Below are 20,262 nucleotides of genomic sequence, written 5' to 3'. Positions count from 1 at the left end.
TTTTTTGGGTTTAAAATGTAACAGCGATACCGGTATTTAACAAGCGTGCCTGGGGATAATATTGTCCCGTTTGGTTGATTGATTCCGGATCAAAAACCCCAGTTTCATCCCATGTCAGCAAATTGAATCCACTTACATAGATCCGCAGGTTACTGATTCCGGCCTGTTCCATCCAACGGTTCGGGAAGGTATACCCCAATTCAAGGTTCTTCAAGCGGACATAATCGGTGCTTCGTAACCAGTATGTATTACCCGATGAATAATATTGGTCGCTCCGGTCGGCAATGCGTGGATGTTCGCTGCTGGGTGCATCCACACGCCAGCGGTTTTTGTAAAAATCAACCAGGAAGTTGCCGATGGCGCCGGATTCGTCCGTACCAACGCGCAGCTCCCCGCCTGCTGCTCCTTGAAAGAGTAGGGTCAGATCGAATCCCTTATATTGAAGTCCGATATTCAATCCGCCCTGAAACGTAGGTATTGTGTTTTTATCACGCCGCACACGGTCGTCCGACGTAATCTTACCATCGTTATTATAATCGACAAACCTCATGTCACCGGGCCGCAGCGAATTGGTAACGGATGAATAATCGAGGGTGTTTGCCGCAATCTCAGCTTCATCGCGGAACACGCCGTCGTAAATGTAATATAACCCCGAATTGATGGTGCGTCCCGTCGACTGCTGCCATTCCGGCGCACCCGGTGCTTCATCCCAGAAAATGATTTTGTTCTTCGCGTAACCGCCATTTAAGCCCACGGTCAGGCTCAGATCGCCGAACTGATCTGTATAACCAACCGCAAAATCCCAACCGCCATTTTCAACAATGCCGATATTTTCGGCAGGCAGAGTCATGCCCGTTGTCTGCGGGATGGACGCATTCCGGCGCCAAAGAATACTCTCCCGCCGGTTCTTGAACCATTCTACCGTAAAGTTGAACTTGTTGTCCATCAGTTGCCCATCGAGACCAATGTTGTAGTTATTGGCAACTTCCCATGTAATAAACGAATTGGGTACCCGGCTTTCGTAAAGTGACTTCACCAGTTCGTTGCCGACAATGTAGGTTCCGAAACCATAGGTGGAAAAATACTGGTACTCCTGCAACGTACCGTCGTATTCGATGTTGTCATTCCCCATTTGACCGTATGAACCCCGTAATTTCAGGTAGTTGACAAAGGGTACGCCGTCTTTCCAGAAATTTTCTTCGGAAATCATCCACCCGGCCATGACACCGGGGAAAAACCCGTACCGGCTGCTTTCCGGGAACATATAGGACCCGTCATACCGCCAAAGGAACTCGGCAATGTATTTACTCCGGAAATTATAACCTACCCGGCCGAAGTAGTTAAGCCGTGCACGCTCCCATGCCCCTCCTCCGTTATTCTTTTCCGCTTCGCCCCCGGCAAATAGGTAATCAATGCTTGTGGAGATGAAGTAGCGGCGGAACGCATTGAAGTTATCATTCCGGATGGTTTCCCGGTTTACACCGGCCAGCAGGTTCAACGTATGATCGCCGAAAGTCCGGTCATACGTCAATACCCCACCCAGCAATACATTCAACTGATCTTCATCCCCTTGGGTAAGCCGCGGATCAGCCGGACCGCGCTGTCCACGTACCAGTAGCGGCGTTACACCGTCATCTTCATAGTCGCCCTGCCAAGTATACAGGTACCAGGGAATTTCCCAGCGCTTGGTCTTTTTAATATACTTGTCTACCGACGCTGTACCGCTGAACTTCAGCCCCTCCACCCAGGGGATGGTGATGTCTACCTGCCCGTTGGTTTGGAAATAGTACCGTTTATCGCGATCGTATCCCGTCTGGTCGGTGGTAATTACCACGGGATTTTCGCCGTATTCAATATCCGGCCCCGGCATACCGTTAGGCCAGAATGCAGGCTCGGTGGGAATGCCGCGCATCAGCATACGGAAAATGGTTGCCGCCGATTTTGTGGGAAAATGACGATCTTCCTGTCTGCCCAGTAAACCGATTTTCGTACTGATATATTTATTGATATTAGCGTCCAGATTTATCCGCACATCGTATTGCTCATAACCCGTCGCCGATTTTTTATAATAGGCATCCTGAGTCTGGTAGCCAATAGAGGTCAGGTATTTGATATCCTCTGTACCACCGCTGATCTGCAGGTTGTGCTGGGACTGCGGCGACCAGTTTTTCAGTGCCGCGCCATACCAATCGGTATTGGGATGCCCCCAGGGGTCTGATCCATCGGCATATAGCCGCATATCTTCCGGGGAGGCGGGGGCCGTCAATACCGAACCATCGTTCCGTGTGTACGACCCCGATTCCCTGAATGCGGCCTGAGCGGCCGCCCATTCGTCTACCGGCAGTTTGAAAATCTCCAGTTCGTTACGCATCTCGGAATACTGTACCGCATCGGCAAGTTCCGGAATGACCGTCGGCTGTGAGAATGCCTGATTAAAAGTGTACGAAAGCGAGGGCTTCCCCGTTTTGCCCCGCTTGGTCGTGATGAGGATTACCCCGTTGGCTGCACGTGCTCCGTAAATAGCTGCAGACGCATCCTTTAGTACCGAAATATTGTCGATGTCTGCCGGACTGATCCGCTCAAATCCACCGGCACGTGCGGGAATGCCATCGATGACAATCAAGGGGCCGCTGTTGCCCAGCGTGTTGGTACCGCGTATCCGGATGGATGCGCCATCGTAGCCCGGTTCGGCACTCGATTGGGTAGCCACCACACCCGGTAATCGCCCGGCCAAAGCGTTCGATACGTTTACCGTTGGCGATTTCATCAATTCCGCGCTTTTTACCGAGGCCACCGATCCTGTGATGGTTTCCCGACGTTGGGTACCATACCCCACGACCACCACTTCCTCCAGATCTGACGTTGTCGGTTCGAGAATTACGTCAATCATGTTACGGTTACCGACTGTTTCCTCTTTCGTGGTGTAACCGACCATCGAAAATACCAGCACGGCGCCTGTCGGAACATTTTCGATGGCATAACGCCCTTCCTCATCGGTACTTACCCCTTGGCTGGTCCCTTTGATAGAGACACTGACACCCGCTAGGCGTAACCCATCGGATGAAGACGTAACGATACCGACAACCGTCGACTGCTGTTTCGCACCGGGATGTGGGCTTTCCACGCCCATCACCGGTGGATGGAACGGATGCCCAGCGGCCAGTATCGGTGTGATACCGGTTCCGCTGAGAATCATTCCACCAATCACTGCATTAATAGTGTGTTTGAGATGCATACAAATTGGTTTTTAATTGTTTTAACTAGGTAGGGACAAGTATCGATGGTTTGGACGAATCAAATAAGGGGGATTCTCGCCAAAAAAGGGGGGCAAATTCTTAATCCGAACAAATGCATGCAAAGTTTGGTGAAACGATTTTGTTTTTCGATATTTATGATTCCAATTATATCATCACTCGTGATCGATTATGATAAAAAAGAACGTGATTCTGATGATTTTGTGGACTTGTACCTATTTAAACGTCTCGTCAACAATTAACGGTCAGGTAAAATATCTGGGTATTGAACAAGGGCTATCTAACAATTACGTCACTGATATCTATCAGGATCGGATGGGCTTTATGTGGTTTGGCACATTTGACGGATTAAACCGTTACGATGGTTACCAATTCAAAACGTATCGGAACCGTCCGGGACAGGAGACTTCTCTTCCTGACAACCGGATCACCGATATTATGGAGGATACAACCGGAAGGATCTGGGTAGCGACCAAAATCGGCGCAGCGGTGCTTGATTATAACGATCAGACTTTCAGGCACCTGCGCCTCCATCAGGACAAAGCTGGAACGCGGTCAATTGACTTTGCCATAAATGGCTTGGCGATCGATGCAGAAGGCTCCCTCTTTGCCGCAAGTGAAAAACGCGGGCTGCTGGCTATCGAGGCCTATTCAGGAGCCGATCCCATCGGAACTTCCATCCCGTTGGCCCTTCCCGGACACCGCACAACCAATTATCACGTACGGGGAGTGGAGACAGATTTCAGAAATCGCCTGTGGCTGGTCGTTAAAGATGTCGGCATTTGTTATTATGATAAAAAAAATAGAGTAGTCCGTGTAAAAACCGATGTGGTGCAGTCGGCACGGTGCATACAGGCCTCGGCAAGCGGCGATATCTGGGTGGGTACCGAACAAGGCTTATTCCGCTACAACCCTGTATCGGAGCAGCTCACACATTACACTGAACAAACCGGATTATCCCACAACCGTGTCACAGCGCTGCATAAAACGAAGGAAAATGAAATGTGGGTGTGTACAGATGGCGGAGGAATTACCATCATCGACCTAACAAGGCAACGGTTCAGGTATTTGCTTGGGCACGATGATGGCGGTCCCCTTTCCAGTAAGGCCGTTTTTGCAGTTTATGAAGATCATCAATCCCGCCAATGGATTGGTACCCTCCGGGGCGGGGTCAATATCATTGATCCGCAGGCGCAGAAATTCGGGATAATCCGGCACCATACCCCCGAAGGGAAAACTAGCTCAAAAAACTTCATTCTTTCTTTTGCCGAGGGGAAAGACCATTCCTTATGGATCGGAACCGATGGCAGCGGCCTGTCGAGGTGGGATCGGCGTACGAATCGGTTTCATTTTTTCGAGCATCAACCGGGGGTTCCCGGCACCCTCACCAGCAATTTCGTGACCAGTGTCCTGCAGGACCAACAGGGGCAGCTTTGGGTGGGTACGTACGGAGGGGGAATCAACCGATGGGATGCGAAAAACCGGCGATTCATTCCGTATCCCTGCTTCCACCCCCAGAAAGGGAGTGAATACCCCAATATCTGGCAGCTATTGGAAGACAGCAAAGGGCGGATCTGGGCTGCTACATTGGATGGGGGCGGATTATTCGTATTGAACCGCGAACACGGCAGGTTCGAACCCGTTAATGCAGGAATAACCAACGCACTCTGCCTCATCGAGGATGCCGATGATACCTTTTGGGTAGGCAGCTATGCCGAACTTATCCACTTGGACCTCGCACGAGGACGTGCTACGCGTTACCCAATGGGAAATCCGGTACGCTGCATCCGGAGAAACGATCAGCAACAGCTTTGGATAGGTACCGAAGGTGGCGGATTGTTACTGTTCAACAAAAACACAGGTGATTTCAAGCGCTATACCGAATCCGAAGGCTTGCCCAGCAACGTGGTACTGCAACTGGCAGATGACCATCACGGAAATCTATGGCTCTCTACCTACAATGGTATTGCAAAATTTTCGCCCGCCGAAGGCCGGTTCCAGAATTTTTACGAGTCGGACGGTCTGCAAAGCAACCAGTTCAGCTACAACGCAGCATTGGAATTGCAATCGGGGGAGCTCGTGTTCGGGGGAATTGACGGGTTTAACATTTTTTATCCCGATAGTGTCGTTATCGAACCACTTGCCCCGAAAATCGTCATCACAGACATCCGGGCAGGGACCAAGCCACTCCACGATTACAGCGTTTCGGCGACACCGACAACCGCCGCCGCGGTGGAAAAACTGGTCTTACCTTACGACGATGCTTCCCTTTCGGTTGGATTTGCGGCCCTCGAATATTCCTTCCCCGATAAAATCAACTACGCATTTTACTTAGAAGGATGGGACAAAGACTGGAACCACGTTGAACGCCAGCGCAACGCCTACTATTCTAATCTGCGGGAAGGCAGCTACCGCCTGCGGATCCGGTCTACGGACGCCAATGGAGTGTGGAACAGCGAAGAGCGGGTTTTAGCCATCGAAGTGCTGCCACCCTGGTGGCGTACCTATTGGGCGTATGGATTATACGCACTGCTCGGGCTTTCCGCCGTCTATGCATATATCGTCTACGACCGGCGGCAAACCCGGTTGACGTACCAGGTCGAATGGTCCCGGATGGAGGTTGCCAAGGAGCGCGAACTCAGTGAGCAGAAGCTCGCCTTCTTCACACACATCGCGCACGAGTTCCGCACACCGTTGTCCTTGATTGTAAATCCGGTGAAGGATATCTTATATGGAAATAACAAAGCGGTGGATATCGAAGGTCTGACGTTGGTGTACCGCAACGCCAAGCGGCTTCTGAGCTTGGTAGATAAGCTGTTGCTGTTCCAAAAGGCTGAAAGTCAATCGGACGACCTACGCTTGGTTAAGCTTGACCTAAAACACCTTGTCCATGAAGTCTTTCTGTGCTTCAAGCAACACGCAGACTCCCGATCGCTGGATTACCGGTTTCACTGCGCCGCTGAAAACGTTTACCTGTTCGGCGACCGTGAAAAGCTGGAGATATGTCTCTTTAACCTGATCAGCAATGCCATCAAATTCACTCCGGAACAAGGTACAGTAACGGTGAAGCTCCTCGAGCGGGATCATTATATCGAAATTACCGTATCGGATACCGGCTGTGGTGTACCGCCGCAAATCGGTGATGCCCTGTTTGATCGTTTTTACCGCGACCGGCTGGGAAATAAACAATCGGTTTCCGGCTTTGGAATCGGGCTATTCCTCGTGAAAAAATTCGTAAAGTCGCATCACGGTACCGTTTCCTATGTAAGCAGGGAAAACAGGGGCAGCGAGTTTACACTCCGTCTATTGAAAGGCAAGGAGCATTTTAAGGGGCACCTCCTATTAGAAGACCTGGGTGAGCATTCCATGTTTCTGGAAGAATTAACCGAGGAGCCTCCCCAAAAAATGGACGAAGCAGACAGTCCCGCCACAAATTCACCGGATTATGCCCCCTTACCGGATGAGCAGCCGGTCATGCTGGTAGCTGACGACAACCTACAGATCAGGCAATACATTGCGAAGATTTTCAAAAAGGATTTTTCGGTGTATACCGTGGGAAATGGAAGAGAAGCACTGGAATTTATCAAAAAGCATGAACCGGATATTGTGATCAGTGATGTTGTTATGGACGGTATGTCTGGCATCGATCTATGCACCTGCATCAAGCAAGACCCCGCTCTTAGCCATATCCCCCTCATACTCCTCACAGCAAGCACCTCAAAAGACGTTAAGTTAAAGGGAATCGAAGGAGGTGCCGACGATTACATTACGAAACCTTTTGACAATACGCTTCTGATAGCCAGGGTTGCCAACCTCTTAACTAGCCGAAGCCAGTTGCAGGCTTATTTCTACAATGAAATAACCTTGCAAAGCAATCCGCACAACATATCCAAAGAGTACAGTGATTTTCTTCAACGTTGCATTTCCATTGTTGAGCGCCAGCTGGACAATACCGATTTCACGGTTAAGTCTCTCGCAGAAGAAATCGGGATGAGCCATTCAAACCTTTACAAACGCATCAAATCGATATCCGGCAAATCCGCCAATGAATTCATCCGCTTCATCCGGTTGCGCACCGTTGCCAAGTTACTTGTCGAGTCGGGTTGTACCATCAGGGAAGCTGCATTCGCAGCCGGATTTAACGATATCAAATATTTCCGTGAGCAGTTCTCCAAGCTTTTCGGAATGAAACCTTCAGATTACAAACGAAAGTATGGCAAAACGAAAAAAAATCCCCTGGCAGAACCGCTGAAAACAAAAAACTCATTTGCAAACACTTGAAACTTGGAATACATTTGTAGATTTACCTCCGATGAATAAGTATGCGAAACAGTCTCCCATCTTAGTTGCCGTAGACTGCATTATTTTTGGATTTGATGGCTACGATCTAAAACTATTGCTGATAAAAAGAGGGTTTGAGCCAGAAAAAAACAAATGGAGCCTGATGGGCGGTTTCGTCCAACCAAATGAAAAACCGGAAGAAGCTGCATCCAGGGTACTTAATCAGCTTACCGGACTGAAAAATGTTTACATGGAACAGTTATCGGTCTTCGGAGAGCCTAACCGTGATCCCATAGAACGGACCATCAGCATCACCTATTTTGCATTAATTGACATCAAAAAGTACGAAAAGCAACTGAACGATGAGTATCGCGCAGAGTGGTTTCCCTTAGACCGAATACCCCGGCTGATCTTTGACCACGGCAAAATGGTAGAACAGGCCAAACAGAAACTACGTTATAAGGCTGCCCTGCATCCCATATTATTTGAACTCCTTCCTGAAAAATTCACCATCCCTCAAATTATGACGCTCTATGAGCAGGTATATGACGTTGAATTTGACAAGCGCAATTTTACCCGCAAATTAAGGTCTACGGGCCTGCTCATCAAACAATCCGACAAAGACAAAGAAAACTCAAAAAAAGGAGCTTTTTACTATAAGCTGGATAAAGCTACGTATAAGGAAAAGTTCACCAAATTTCTTAATTTCATATCCAATCCAGCATATTAAGTCACACATAACAACCTTCGATATGAATTTCAATAGGCGCACGTTTTTAAAGCAAGCAGGGCTGGGTGTCGCTGCGGCTTATGTTACCCCGTCTTTTCTTTCCTGCAATTCGGCACAATCCCCTAAAACGACATTGACAGAAGTCGGCTTACAACTATATACTTTACGCGATCAATTGGCCGATGATGCTGCTTCCACACTTGCACGTGTTGCCGAAATTGGGTACAACCACGTGGAAACATTCGGCGCAGAAGCCGATGCTAGCGGTCAAATCCAATTTTGGGGGCTCGGAGTTCGTGACTTATCGGCGCTGTTGCAGGAAAACGGATTAAAATCTTACAGCGGTCACTACGATCTATCCGAATTTCTCACATCCGGTGATGGCAATGAAGAGGCGCTAAAAGCTTACCTCGATATTGCCGCGGAGTTAGGACAAACCTATGTAATCGCTCCCATACCGCCCTTGTTGCTGATTGACAAAATGACGGCTGATAACTATCAATTTATGGCCGATCAACTCAACAAAGGTGGTGCACTTGCTGCTAAATCGGGGTTGAAAATCGGCTATCACAATCATTTTTGGGAATTTCGCACCCTGACTGACGGCAATAAAGGACTGGATATTTTAATTAACCATACCGATAAAGATTTGGTGGCCTTTGAGTTGGATCTGTTTTGGAGCGAAAAATCCGGTACCGACAGCGCTGCCTATTTTGAAACACATCCCGGCCGTTTCCCGTTGTGGCACATCAAAGACATGGACAAGTCCAATACAACTAAGGTAACAGGACCGGATTATGACGAAAAGCCAGTAATGGAAATTGTCTCAGCAATCTCATATGCCGAAGTTGGCACGGGAAGCATTGATTTCAAAAAAATCATGGCTGAAAAAGACACCGCCGGTTTACAATATGCCTTCGTGGAGCAGGATGTCATTACCATTGATCCTTACGAAAGCATTGCAAAGAGCTATAACTACGTAAAGACTGAATTACTAAAGTAATCCTGCCAAATCGGTAGCGCGCTCCTATCTAATACAAAAAAATCGGCAGGATCGGCCTTTCAGCCGATCACTACCGTTCTCAATATTGACCAAGGTTCCTTGGCCAGGGTTTAGGTCAGCCCACAATTAATAGATTCGCAATACAGAAAACCCGGATGACGAAGGCACCTAAGCTTCTAAATCATCCGAATATGGGCGCACTTTTACAATCAGATTTTGTATTTTCTGATGCAAGGCAATCATCAACTTAACTTAATAGATGTTGACACAAAGAAAAATATTCCCATCTGGAATGTACCTACCCAAAAAGGGTGGTTTTTATTTTTTTTGGTTATTCCCGGTAAAAGTAGATACGCCCAGTCTTCTCATACCCATCCGGCGTGTTCTTCACCTGTCGCTTTACATCCTCCACCAAGCGCTGACATTTCTCCACACTACCGGCGTGTATGCAGGGCATCCGATAGGTTTGCAGCATCGGATCATATACCATGGACACCATGGTATAGGGTTTAAATGCAGACGCATATCTTTCCGTACAATAGATATACGGATCCTGCTGCCTTCCATTTTTAAACGATGCAATAACGTGCGTCACCGCCCACTCAGTAGGTGGTTCCGGCCACGGAGATTTTCCGCTCAGGTATTCGGGGAAAACGTTCACATCGACCTTTACATCCGCTGTATACCCGCTCCATATTCCCATCGTCCAATTCCGCGATCGGCTCTCTGCCACCCAAAAGCTATCCAATATACTCCCCAACCGTTCACTTTTCGGCCCCTTCACCGAATAACCAAAATTGGTTACCAAAACCCCGATGTGACGGATATCGGCAAACGTTTTCTGCGAAATACGACCCGCCGCTATTTCACCCCGTAAATAGTCATGCAATCTTTTAGAAAAGCTTTCCATTCCGTCGCCCGGTTCAGGTATCCGGGATCCCGACACAAAAATATTGTCCGTATTCGCGGCCGGCTGCACACGTACCACCACACTGTCCAAGTGGGTATCGAAAAATACTTCCCCTGCCAGTCCTTCATCCGTTTGTTCCGTTAACAATACATTCAACTCACTGTTCAGCTCGCTCAGGGTCATCGGTGGCAGCAACTCATTTACATCGCTATTGAAAGTGTATAACCTTGATAATGAATCCTTACTTATCAAAAAGCTATCCGTTCTTCCGCGTATATCCGATCCGGATAGCCGCTTTTCCAACACGCCTTTTACCGCCAGCGTCAGGCTGTGGGGCAGTGGCTTATCAGCCACTTGGGCCGGAGCGGTCACGATCCATACCATCGCCCCCAAAAAGATTACTATTCTTTTCATAATGTGGGTATTATCCCAAATATATAAAAATGTGTGCAGATCATCGACCGTGCCGGTTTCGATTTTTCGGCAGAGGAACGTGCATCGCGGGAAATCAGCTGGACTTGCAGCAAGCAACTGCCAAAAAACTTCATCATCCTCATCGTACTTAGTTTGCGATACTTTTCTCTAAACTGGCTTCAGCAACGGCTGCAAACAACCAACAAGGATTTCTATCCGACAATCGTTCTCGATGCCTTTCATGTGACCGATGAAATGGCCACACGGGGAGTTGAAGATGGCCTTGAGCCCGTTGTAAAAAGTGATGATTGGCGGTATTGGAAAAAGCCCCTGCCAAAGTCATCAAACGGGACATCGAAAAACTGAAGAAAAAAGCGGCAAAAAGATAGTCCGTCCTATCTAAACCGATATACGGTCCGCGTATGGTATTCTGCCTTGGGTTCGAGCACCGTTGATGGAAAATCCGGCTGGTTCGGTGCATCCGGAAAATGCTGCGTTTCGAGGCAGAATGCCGAACGGTAACCATAAGTTTTTCCGCCTTTCGCATTCTGAACCTTGTCCATGAAATTGCCGCTGTAAAACTGCAGGCCCGGTTCTTCGGTCAAAATATCCATTACAATACCCGTTTTGGGACTTTCAACGGTTGCAACAAGTTGCAGGCCCGGATCTTTCTTAAGCACAAAATTGTGGTCATACCCTTTTCCGAGCAACAACTGCGCGTCCGCGGTATCGATACGTTTTCCGATAGCCGTAGGCTGACGGAAATCGAAGGGTGTATTTTCAACCGGAGCAATCTCTCCCGTCGGTATAAGGGTTTCATCCACGGGTGTATACCCGTCTGCGCGAATGGTAAGCAGGTGATCCAAAATGGTACTGTCGCCTTCGCCACTGAGATTGAAATATGCGTGGTTGGTAAGGTTAACTACCGTCGGTTTGTCGGTACTGGCTCGGTATGTGATATCCAAACCATTATCCGAAGTAAGCGTATAGATGACGGTTGCATCTAGCTTGCCGGGATACCCCGCATCACCGTCGGGCGATATATATTGCAGCTCCAGGCTGCTATCGGTCACATGTTTTACTTCCCACACCTTCCCGAAAAACCCATTGGTGCCTCCATGCAGTGTATTGGGCCCGTCGTTGAGTTCCAATTGATAACTTTGGCCGTCCAACTCAAACCGTCCTTTGGCAATACGGTTGCCATACCTGCCCACAACAGCTCCATAAAATCCTTCGCCCGGTTTCCGGTAAGAAGCCAAATCTTTATAACCCAGCACCACATCTACCAAATTTCCACTTTTATCAGGTACATGGAGACTGATAACACGCGCACCGTAATTGGTAATAGCCGCTGTCGCCTTACCGTTTGTAAGGGTGTATAAATGCACCGAATCTCCGTTAATCTCCGCCTCAAAATCGGCGGGCGATACGGTCAATTCAGCCGTTGAAGCTTGATGGGCCGATTGTTCCTGTGGTGGATTACAGGCTGACATTCCTACGATTGCGGCAACAAAGGCCAATGACTTGCTTGCGTTATGTTTCATGTTCTTAAACTGTCTCGTGGAACCTACGCTTCATCGCGTAGGTTTCGTAATGGTTCAATACCCAAGGTTTGTAAAAGCAGGGATCATCCCCTGGCAAAGATAACAGTAAAATCGTGATATAAAACAGGTGGAAACAACAAGAATTGCAGTCTAATTTATAAACATTCTAAATATCTGTGTTTTACACATTTCTGACAGACCTCTGCACAGAGATGTTGTACTTTTGTTTCCGAAAATTAGTGGAGTATAGACAGCCTTGAAGAATCTCAAAGTCATAGCATTCACCCACAAACATGTGGATTTGAAAGATTTAGGTAATCTGGTTATCTGTAATGAGGAGCTGGAAAGCCGGTTAATCAATCTTAAACACAGCTTTGATATTCCCGAAATTTTTTATGTCGGCACGTGTAACCGTGTGGAATTTGTGTTTTATGGGGCACATGAGCTGAAGCCAGAGTTCATCAAGGAATTTATGCATAAGCTGAATTTCTGTGTACCTTCTGAACGGTTGGAGTGCTTCCTCGGTCAGGTAACTACCTACGAGGGTATGGATGCACTGAATCATTTATTACGGATGTCCTGCTCCTTGGAAAGCCTGGTTGTTGGCGAAAAAGAAATCCTTGCCCAGGTCCGTAAGGCTTACGAACGCTGCCGTGTGAGCGGATTTACCGGAGATTTTTTGCGGTTGGTAATGGATCGATTGGTCAAAACCGCCAAAGAAGTATATACGCATACGCACATCTCCCGTAATCCGGTTTCTGTTGTTTCACTGGCTTACCGAAAATTGCGGGAAATTAAATTGCATGAAAACCCCCGTATTCTCATCATCGGAGCCGGAGAAACCAACCAGAACTTTGCTAAGTATTTGCAGAAACACCGTTTTTCCAATTTTACCATATTCAATCGGACACTGGAAAACGCCCGGGCTTTGAGTAAGGAGCTGAATGCCCAAGCCTATCCGCTGAGTGAACTGCCCCGATACAAAGGAGGGTTTGACATTCTGATTACCTGCACCGGAGCCCCCGAAGCAATTGTGGACACGGAGTTGTATCAATCGTTGCTCAATGGGGAGACCGATAAAAAGGTGATTGTGGATCTTGCCATTCCCAATGATGTACACGCTGAAGTACTGCAGCACCACCCCATACACTACATAGAAGTAAGCGGCCTACAGGCCATTGCTTCCAAAAACCTGCAGCAACGCTATGATGAGCTTGCCCATGCAGAGCGGATCATCGCCGACAATATCCGTGAGTTCCTTCCCATACTCAAACAGCGGCGCGTAGAGTTGGCTATGCGTGAAGTCCCTGAAAAGGTAAAAGAAATACGCTCATTCGCGCTCAACGAAGTCTTCGCCACGGAAGTAAATGCGTTGGATGCAAATTCAAGAATGGTGCTCGAGAAGGTAATTGACTATATGGAAAAAAAATACATCAAGGTGCCCATGGTGATGGCCAAGGATATTCTGGTCAAAACCAATAGCTCCGATCTCAATTAAAATTTTCCGCTAATTTTCCATTGTTCTTCATGAATTTTTCAATTCCTTTTGTATGCAAACCAATAAAATTGCATAGAAAAGCTAACTTAGCGGAGTGGTCTTATGGATACCAAAAGTGTATTGATCCATATCAATAATTTATCTAAGTTTGTCTATGCTAATTGAGGAACCCTTGACGGAAATCGCCAAAAAGCGCACAAAAACAGTAGACCGTGTACTAATTATCGGTACACGGGGCAGCGAACTTGCTTTGTGGCAGGCCAATTATGTAAAAAGTAAACTGGCGGATATTGGCATCCAGGCTGAACTGAAGGTTATCAAAACCCAGGGAGATATTGTACAGCATTTGCGTTTGGACAAATTAGAGGGTAAAGGCTTTTTCACGAAAGAATTGGAAGAGGAGCTGCTAACCGGGGGGATCGATATTGCCGTACATTCGCACAAGGACCTACCAACGGTACAGCCGGAAGGATTGATCATTGCCGCCGTGACTTCCCGTGAAGATCCTTCCGAATTACTCATTGTCCATACCGATTGCGTTGATCTCAAAAAAAGGCTTACACTGAAACACAATGCAACGGTAGGTACGTCATCCAATCGCAGAAAGGCACAGCTGCTAGCCATGCGGCCGGATCTTGAATTCGATGACCTGCGTGGCAATGTATTAACACGCATCGAAAAACTCCGGAATGAGAATTTTGATGCCATTATGCTGGCCAAGGCTGGGATCACCCGGGTCGGGGTAGATCTCAGTGATTTCCATGTAGAAGAACTCCCCCCGGTCGAGATCATCCCTGCACCGGCTCAAGGTGTGCTAGCGATACAGATCAAAGAAAGCAACAAAGATTTGTACGATGTCCTGCAATTGATCAATGACGCCGGGGTAGCAGAAACCATTGCCGTGGAGCGCGAGGTCCTAAATCGGTTTGACGCCGGCTGCCATGCTCCACTGGGCTGTTACTGTCGCAAACAAGATGGCAAATACGAGGTATGGACATCCAAAGCCGACAGCGACGAAGAATTTCCAGACCGGCTATACCTATCCGCAGAAAGCACCGATGGGCTGGCCGAACGGATCGCTAATAAGTTCGATAAAAACCGCAAACTGCCTTCTAACGTTTTTATCACACGGGATGTCAGCGAGTCGAACTATTTTTACCGCGCAATGACCGCCCGCGGCATTGCGGTGGAAGGCCGTTCCCTGATCCGGATATTCCCCATCATCAATAAACTGGATCCTTATATCCTCAAATACGTCGACTGGATATTTTTTGGCAGCAAAAACGGCATAGAAAACTTCTTCCGTCTGGAACCCAGGCTGAGTAAGCGGACAAAATTTGCCGTGATTGGCAGAGGCTCCGAGGAAATGTTGCGCCAGTTTGGCCATGCGCCTGATTTTTCTGGTGAGCGGTTGGGCATTAACATGGAGCAAATCGCGGCTGAATTTGCAAACATTGCAGCCGGAACCACAGTCTTGATTCCACGGGCAAAAGATTCATTGGAGACCATCCAACAATCACTGACGGCCGACACCAAGGTGATTAATCTCCCGGTTTATCAAACCCAAGTCGATACGAACGTTTCCAAATCCAATGCGGACGTGCTGATTTTCACCAGTCCTTCTAATGTAGAGGCCTATTTTGCCGACAACTTAGTTGATCCCGGTCAGAAAATCATCTGTATCGGTCGTTCCACTGCCAGGAAAATCGAAGAATTGGGCCTGTCTTATACGCTTCCTTATTCACCGGATGAAATCGGGTTAGCAGAAGCTGTGTTCGGACTGGATTATTGAAGGAGGGAAACCGATGAAACGAATGCAGCGGATACGCACAGATTTTTATTGTTAACAGATGCTAAGAAGACCCAGAAGGAACCGCAAATCTGCGGTAGTACGTGATATGGTACAGGAGACACACCTGACCGCTGCCAACCTGATTTTCCCCCTGTTTGTCATTGAAGGTAATCACATAAAGTCGGAAGTGAGTTCAATGCCGGGTATTTTCCGCTACTCACTTGACAACTTGCTCCGTGAGGTGGAAACATGCATGAAGCTGGGGCTCCGTGCTTTTGACCTGTTCCCCAACATTGAAGAAGCCCTAAAAGATAAATACGCTACCGAAGCAACGCGGGAAAACAGCTTGTACCTTCGTACGATTGCCGAAGTGAAAAAAAATTTCCCCGAGGCGTGTGTAGTTACCGACGTCGCAATGGACCCATATAGCAGCGACGGCCACGATGGCATTGTTGAAAACGGCGAAATCCTCAATGACGAAACACTCGAAATCTTAGGCAAAATGGCGGTAGCTCACGCCCAGGCCGGCGCGGACATCATTGCACCTTCCGACATGATGGACGGACGGATCGGCTATATACGTGGGGAGCTGGACCAAGCGGGGTTCTCCCATGTATCACTCATGTCCTATACAGCGAAATACGCAAGTGCATTCTATGGCCCATTCCGCGATGCACTCAATTCGGCTCCGAAACACGGCGACAAAAAGACATACCAGATGAATCCGGCAAACCAACGCGAGGCATTGGTTGAAGCAGCACTGGACACACAGGAAGGAGCGGATTTCCTGATGGTGAAACCCGCATTGCCGTATCTGGATGTCATCAATCTCCTGCACGATCAAGTTGACCTGCCTATCGCAGCCTATAACGTAAGTGGGGAATACGCCATGATCAAAGCATCGGCCCGTAATGGCTGGTTGGATGAGCAGCGCGCCACGATGGAAGTCCTGCTGGGAATACGGCGGGCTGGTGCTACGGCGATTCTTACCTACCACGCCAAAGAAGTATTGGAAAAGGGATGGTTGTAGGAAGTACGAGGTATAAGGTACGAGGTATAAGGTACGAAGTACGAGATACGAAGTACGAGACATTGATGATAAGTATATTAGAATTTAGTTTTTAGCGTTACGAAGCATGTTAGATGCGTTAAAAAAAGCTTTTACCGGCAATGATGAACAGCGTGCTGCTGGATCGGGAAAAAAGGGTGATATTTCGAGGGAAAAGTCTGCTGAACTCTACGAAAAAGCAAAACAATATTTCCCGGGGGGTGTAAACTCGCCGGTTAGGGCATTTAAATCCGTACACGGTACCCCGTTGTTCATCGAACGGGGCGACGGCTGCTTTCTGTGGGATGCAGATGGAAATCAATTCACCGACTTCTGTTGCTCCTGGGGGCCGCTGATCCTGGGTCACAACCACCCTAAAATACGGGAAAAAGTAACCAAGACGTTGGAAAAAGGTCTAAGTTTTGGTGCGCCTACGGCATTGGAAAATGAATTGGCTGAGCTGATCCTCAAGCACAATCGGTACATCGAGAAACTCCGCTTCGTCAGTTCGGGCACGGAGGCGGTGATGTCTGCGATCCGGTTGGCACGTGGTTATACCGGGCGTGATAAAATCATCAAATTTGATGGCTGCTACCACGGTCATTCTGATTCCCTGTTGGTTAAAGCCGGATCGGGTTTGGTTACCTTTGGTGAGACTTCCTCAGCCGGGGTGCCGAAGGCGTTTGCAGATGAGACCTTGGTGATTCCCTTAGCAGACCGGGAAGCTGTGGAAACTGCCTTTTCGGAATTCAAGGGACAGATCGCAGCCGTCATCATCGAAGGAATTCCTGCCAATAACGGCTTGCTCATCCAAGAACACGAATACATTCATTTTCTCCGCAACATCACAAAAGAAAACGGCACTCTTCTCATTTTTGATGAAGTGATTACCGGCTTCCGGCTGGGCTTTGAGGGGGCAGCTGCCCATTACGATGTCCAACCCGACATCCTCACCTATGGTAAGATCATCGGGGGAGGTATGCCTGTGGGCGCTTATGGCGCCTCGGCAGCGCTGATGAGCCATATCTCTCCGGATGGAGGGGTCTATCAGGCAGGTACATTGTCGGGCAATCCGGTTGCTATGGCCGCGGGAATCGCCCAGCTTACCGAGCTGCGCAGCAGCGGGTTTTACAAAAACCTCAACCAGAAAACAGCAGAATTTGCAGAAGCTATCCAGCGCTATGCTGCCGCTAAAAATTACAAAGTCAACTTAGTGAACGTGGGCTCCATTTTCTGGTTTGCATTTACCAGTCAGACTACTATCCGTACTGCAGGAGATATCGATCACGGCAGCATGGAGCTTTACAAAGTATTCCACCGTGAATTACTCAATCGGGGGGTCTACCTCGGTCCTTCGGGCTACGAAGTAGGCTTTGTATCCGCAGCGCATAGCAAAACTGAATTGGAAAAAGCCAAGCGTGCAATTTTTGAGAGTTTGGATGAAGTGTTTAGGCATAATCGATAACCAATTCATTCGATTGACTATTGATTATTCGGTCAGTTCCGGAAATGCATTGGTGGGTACATCTGTCATAACAAATTCCAATGTACCTCCTTCCATCAGCTTAGCATGCTTGACAATAAAGTTTGACAGCCGCTCACCATTGAGGTAAACGGCCTTCACATACTTATTCTCTTCCGAAAGATTCCTCGCCCTAACTGTCAATATCCTATTTTCTGATAGACGTAGTGTGATATCGCTGAACTGCGGTGCGCCCAACACATATTCTCCCGAAGCAGGCACCACAGGATAGAAACCCATTACACTGAAGAGATACCATGCTGACATTTGGCCGCAATCGTCATTGCCGTTAATGCCAATGGGAGCGTCGCGAAAATTCTCTTCAGACGTGTGCTTCCGTATGAGTTCCTGCGTTTTCCAAGGCTGACCTACATAATTGTACAAATAGATATAATGGTGGCCCGGTTCGTTATCATGCCGATATAAATGCTGCTGGAAATTCGTATCTAGTTTGCTAACGAACGAATCTCTGCCCCCCATGATATTAATCATGCCCTCAATATCATGCATTGCGCCAAATAGATACGTCCATTTGGAACCTTCGGTGAAACCAACGTCTTTGTCGCGATACCAACTTCCGTCGGAATTACGCGGTGCAATAAAACCCGTTGTTCTGTTGTACAGATTCTTCCAATTGCTACTGCTTTTCATCAGCTGCTCATACATGACGGATTGACCTTGACCCTTCGCCACCTGTGCGATACACCAATCGTCGATTCCGAATTCTATGGTTCGGGAAACCGATTCCTCGGTCTGATCGGCGGGGACGAATCCGCGACCCAAGTAGTAGGTAAGTCCTGCCCTTGCTTCGTAGGATGTCCACCGTTCACGATCTCTCCATCTTTTCAATGTATCACCTTGGGGAGGGGCTTCGGCATTTTTCATCATTGCCGCTAGTGCCAGCTCAATATCATAACCTCTAAACCCCTTTACATAAGCATCGGAGATTACGGCATCAGCATGCGTGCCAATCATAATATTCGTATAGGTTGGATTCGGCCATTTCGGCAACCACCCTCCTTCTTGATACATCTGCAATAGCGAATTGATCATTGGATTCACGCGCTCCGGCTGAATAAGAGCAATTAGCGGGTGCTGCGCCCGGAACGTATCCCAAAGTGAAAAATCGTTGTACGAATCTCCCTTATGGACACGGTCATCAAAAGCACTATAATACCGTCCATATTCAGAAAACTCTCTGGGAAACAGCAATGTTCGGTAAAGCGCAGTGTAAAATATCTTTTTAGATCGATCGTCCACGCTGTTACCAAGCACGAGCCGATCCATACACTGTTTCCAAGCCTGATAGGTATCCGCTACTACCCCTTCGAAATCCCAACCCGGAATCTCATGATTCATATTGTATATGGCTTGATCTTCACTGATAAACGACGTACCTATTTTCACTAAAACCGGCTCATCATCTCCTGCCGACGGACCAAATTCAACATACGCCCCAACTCGCGCTCCGGAAAGCGACTGTCCTCCAGGCACAATGCCCGCTGAGTTCCATGTCCCATAGCCCATGAAATCACGGTCGAACTGGAGGACAAAATACCCACGAAAATTTTCAAGAGGCGGCCCGAGCTGCGCCGATTGGCGATCAGGATTAAAACCGACAATACGTCTATTTACCGGATCAACCCATACATATCCTTCCAGCGTATTCAACCTTGTTTGATAGTCGTTGATTGGGTCATTCAGCGATGAATCTACGTTTATCCCTTGAATGATAATTCTTCTAACCGTCTTGGCTGGAAACGTGAAACGGAATTCAGCTGCACGGCTCGCCCCCGCGATCTCTCCGCGAATGCGTTCTGTCCCGCTTTGCATAATCACCGAATAATAATGTGGTTTGGACACCTCATCTTCGTGCCGAAAGTGAAGTCCCCGACGCTCAGGAAGTACTTCGATCGCCCCGATCTGCGGCATTATCGACACGTATCCGTAGTCGCCCATCCACACCGTAGGCTGGTGGCTTGCCAGAAATCCAATGATACGGTCCTGTTCATATGTATAAGCCATAAGGCCCATCTTATTCTGATTGGTCTGCGCAAGGAAATTGGTCATCGCAAAAGGCCGGTTTACAAATGGGGCCGCTCCCCCTCCCTCCAAACCTGCTGAAAACCCCTCGAAGGCAGTGCCTATCAAGGGGTTTATGTAATCAACAGGTGTTTTCCCGGTATCGCTTACATCGTTTCCTATTTGTCCACTACAAAATGTACTGGACAGCAACAGAAAGATTACTAGTTGGTAGTGCATGGTC

Annotated in this window: 12 protein-coding genes; 8 read left to right on the top strand and 4 right to left on the bottom strand. The window is 48.1% G+C overall.

Going from position 1 to position 20,262, the window contains the following annotated elements; translation table 11 throughout:
* Positions 1-10 precede the first annotated feature (10 nt).
* Positions 11-3,235, bottom strand: coding sequence for a SusC/RagA family TonB-linked outer membrane protein (locus IEX60_RS13280; protein WP_229717555.1), 3,225 nt, complete (start codon positions 3,233-3,235; stop codon positions 11-13).
* Between the two features lie 214 nt (positions 3,236-3,449).
* On the opposite strand from IEX60_RS13280, the gene IEX60_RS13275 reads away from it, so the two are divergent.
* The 3 genes from IEX60_RS13275 to IEX60_RS13265 are packed head-to-tail and all read left to right on the top strand — an operon-like array spanning position 3,450 to position 9,268.
* Entirely contained in the window at positions 3,450-7,535 is a 4,086-nt protein-coding gene (locus IEX60_RS13275) for a hybrid sensor histidine kinase/response regulator transcription factor (RefSeq protein ID WP_188751390.1), read from the top strand.
* Between the two features lie 31 nt (positions 7,536-7,566).
* Complete coding sequence (locus IEX60_RS13270) at positions 7,567-8,265, top strand: NUDIX hydrolase (protein ID WP_188751389.1); 699 nt, start codon at positions 7,567-7,569, stop codon at positions 8,263-8,265.
* A gap of 22 nt (positions 8,266-8,287) precedes the next feature.
* Positions 8,288-9,268: a sugar phosphate isomerase/epimerase family protein gene (locus IEX60_RS13265; protein ID WP_188751387.1), complete on the top strand. Its 981-nt coding sequence runs from the start codon at positions 8,288-8,290 to the stop codon at positions 9,266-9,268.
* 331 nt (positions 9,269-9,599) lie between these two features.
* Here IEX60_RS13265 and IEX60_RS13260 read toward each other — a convergent pair whose 3' ends face one another.
* Positions 9,600-10,592, bottom strand: coding sequence for a hypothetical protein (locus IEX60_RS13260; protein WP_188751385.1), 993 nt, complete (start codon positions 10,590-10,592; stop codon positions 9,600-9,602).
* Between the two features lie 33 nt (positions 10,593-10,625).
* Between IEX60_RS13260 and IEX60_RS13255 the strand changes: the two genes are divergently transcribed.
* Complete coding sequence (locus IEX60_RS13255; protein ID WP_188751383.1) at positions 10,626-10,958, top strand: hypothetical protein; 333 nt, start codon at positions 10,626-10,628, stop codon at positions 10,956-10,958.
* Between the two features lie 29 nt (positions 10,959-10,987).
* Here the strand turns inward: IEX60_RS13255 and IEX60_RS13250 are convergent, their stop codons facing one another.
* Positions 10,988-12,136, bottom strand: a complete 1,149-nt coding sequence (locus IEX60_RS13250) for an aldose epimerase family protein (RefSeq protein ID WP_188751381.1) — start codon at positions 12,134-12,136, stop codon at positions 10,988-10,990.
* A gap of 256 nt (positions 12,137-12,392) precedes the next feature.
* Between IEX60_RS13250 and hemA the strand changes: the two genes are divergently transcribed.
* The 4 genes from hemA to hemL all read left to right on the top strand — a co-directional run bounded on the left by hemA (position 12,393) and on the right by hemL (position 17,939).
* Complete coding sequence (hemA, locus tag IEX60_RS13245; RefSeq protein WP_188751379.1) at positions 12,393-13,634, top strand: glutamyl-tRNA reductase; 1,242 nt, start codon at positions 12,393-12,395, stop codon at positions 13,632-13,634.
* Positions 13,635-13,788: 154 nt separating this feature from the next.
* Positions 13,789-15,426: a hydroxymethylbilane synthase gene (hemC, locus tag IEX60_RS13240; protein ID WP_188751454.1), complete on the top strand. Its 1,638-nt coding sequence runs from the start codon at positions 13,789-13,791 to the stop codon at positions 15,424-15,426.
* A 58-nt stretch (positions 15,427-15,484) separates the two neighbouring features.
* The gene (hemB, locus tag IEX60_RS13235; protein WP_188751377.1) at positions 15,485-16,456 is read left to right on the top strand and encodes a porphobilinogen synthase; all 972 of its coding nucleotides are present in this window, start codon (positions 15,485-15,487) and stop codon (positions 16,454-16,456) included.
* 106 nt (positions 16,457-16,562) lie between these two features.
* Complete coding sequence (gene hemL / locus IEX60_RS13230) at positions 16,563-17,939, top strand: glutamate-1-semialdehyde 2,1-aminomutase (RefSeq protein WP_188751376.1); 1,377 nt, start codon at positions 16,563-16,565, stop codon at positions 17,937-17,939.
* Positions 17,940-17,963: 24 nt separating this feature from the next.
* Here the strand turns inward: hemL and IEX60_RS13225 are convergent, their stop codons facing one another.
* Positions 17,964-20,258 (bottom strand): GH92 family glycosyl hydrolase, encoded by a 2,295-nt coding sequence (locus IEX60_RS13225; protein ID WP_188751375.1) that lies wholly within the window; start codon positions 20,256-20,258, stop codon positions 17,964-17,966.
* Positions 20,259-20,262 lie beyond the last annotated feature (4 nt).

This window comes from Parapedobacter defluvii (genome assembly GCF_014642075.1).
GTDB classification, from domain to species: domain Bacteria; phylum Bacteroidota; class Bacteroidia; order Sphingobacteriales; family Sphingobacteriaceae; genus Parapedobacter; species Parapedobacter defluvii.
The sequence above is the reverse complement of the archived record's forward strand: the minus strand, read 5'-3'. Positions and strand labels throughout refer to the sequence as shown.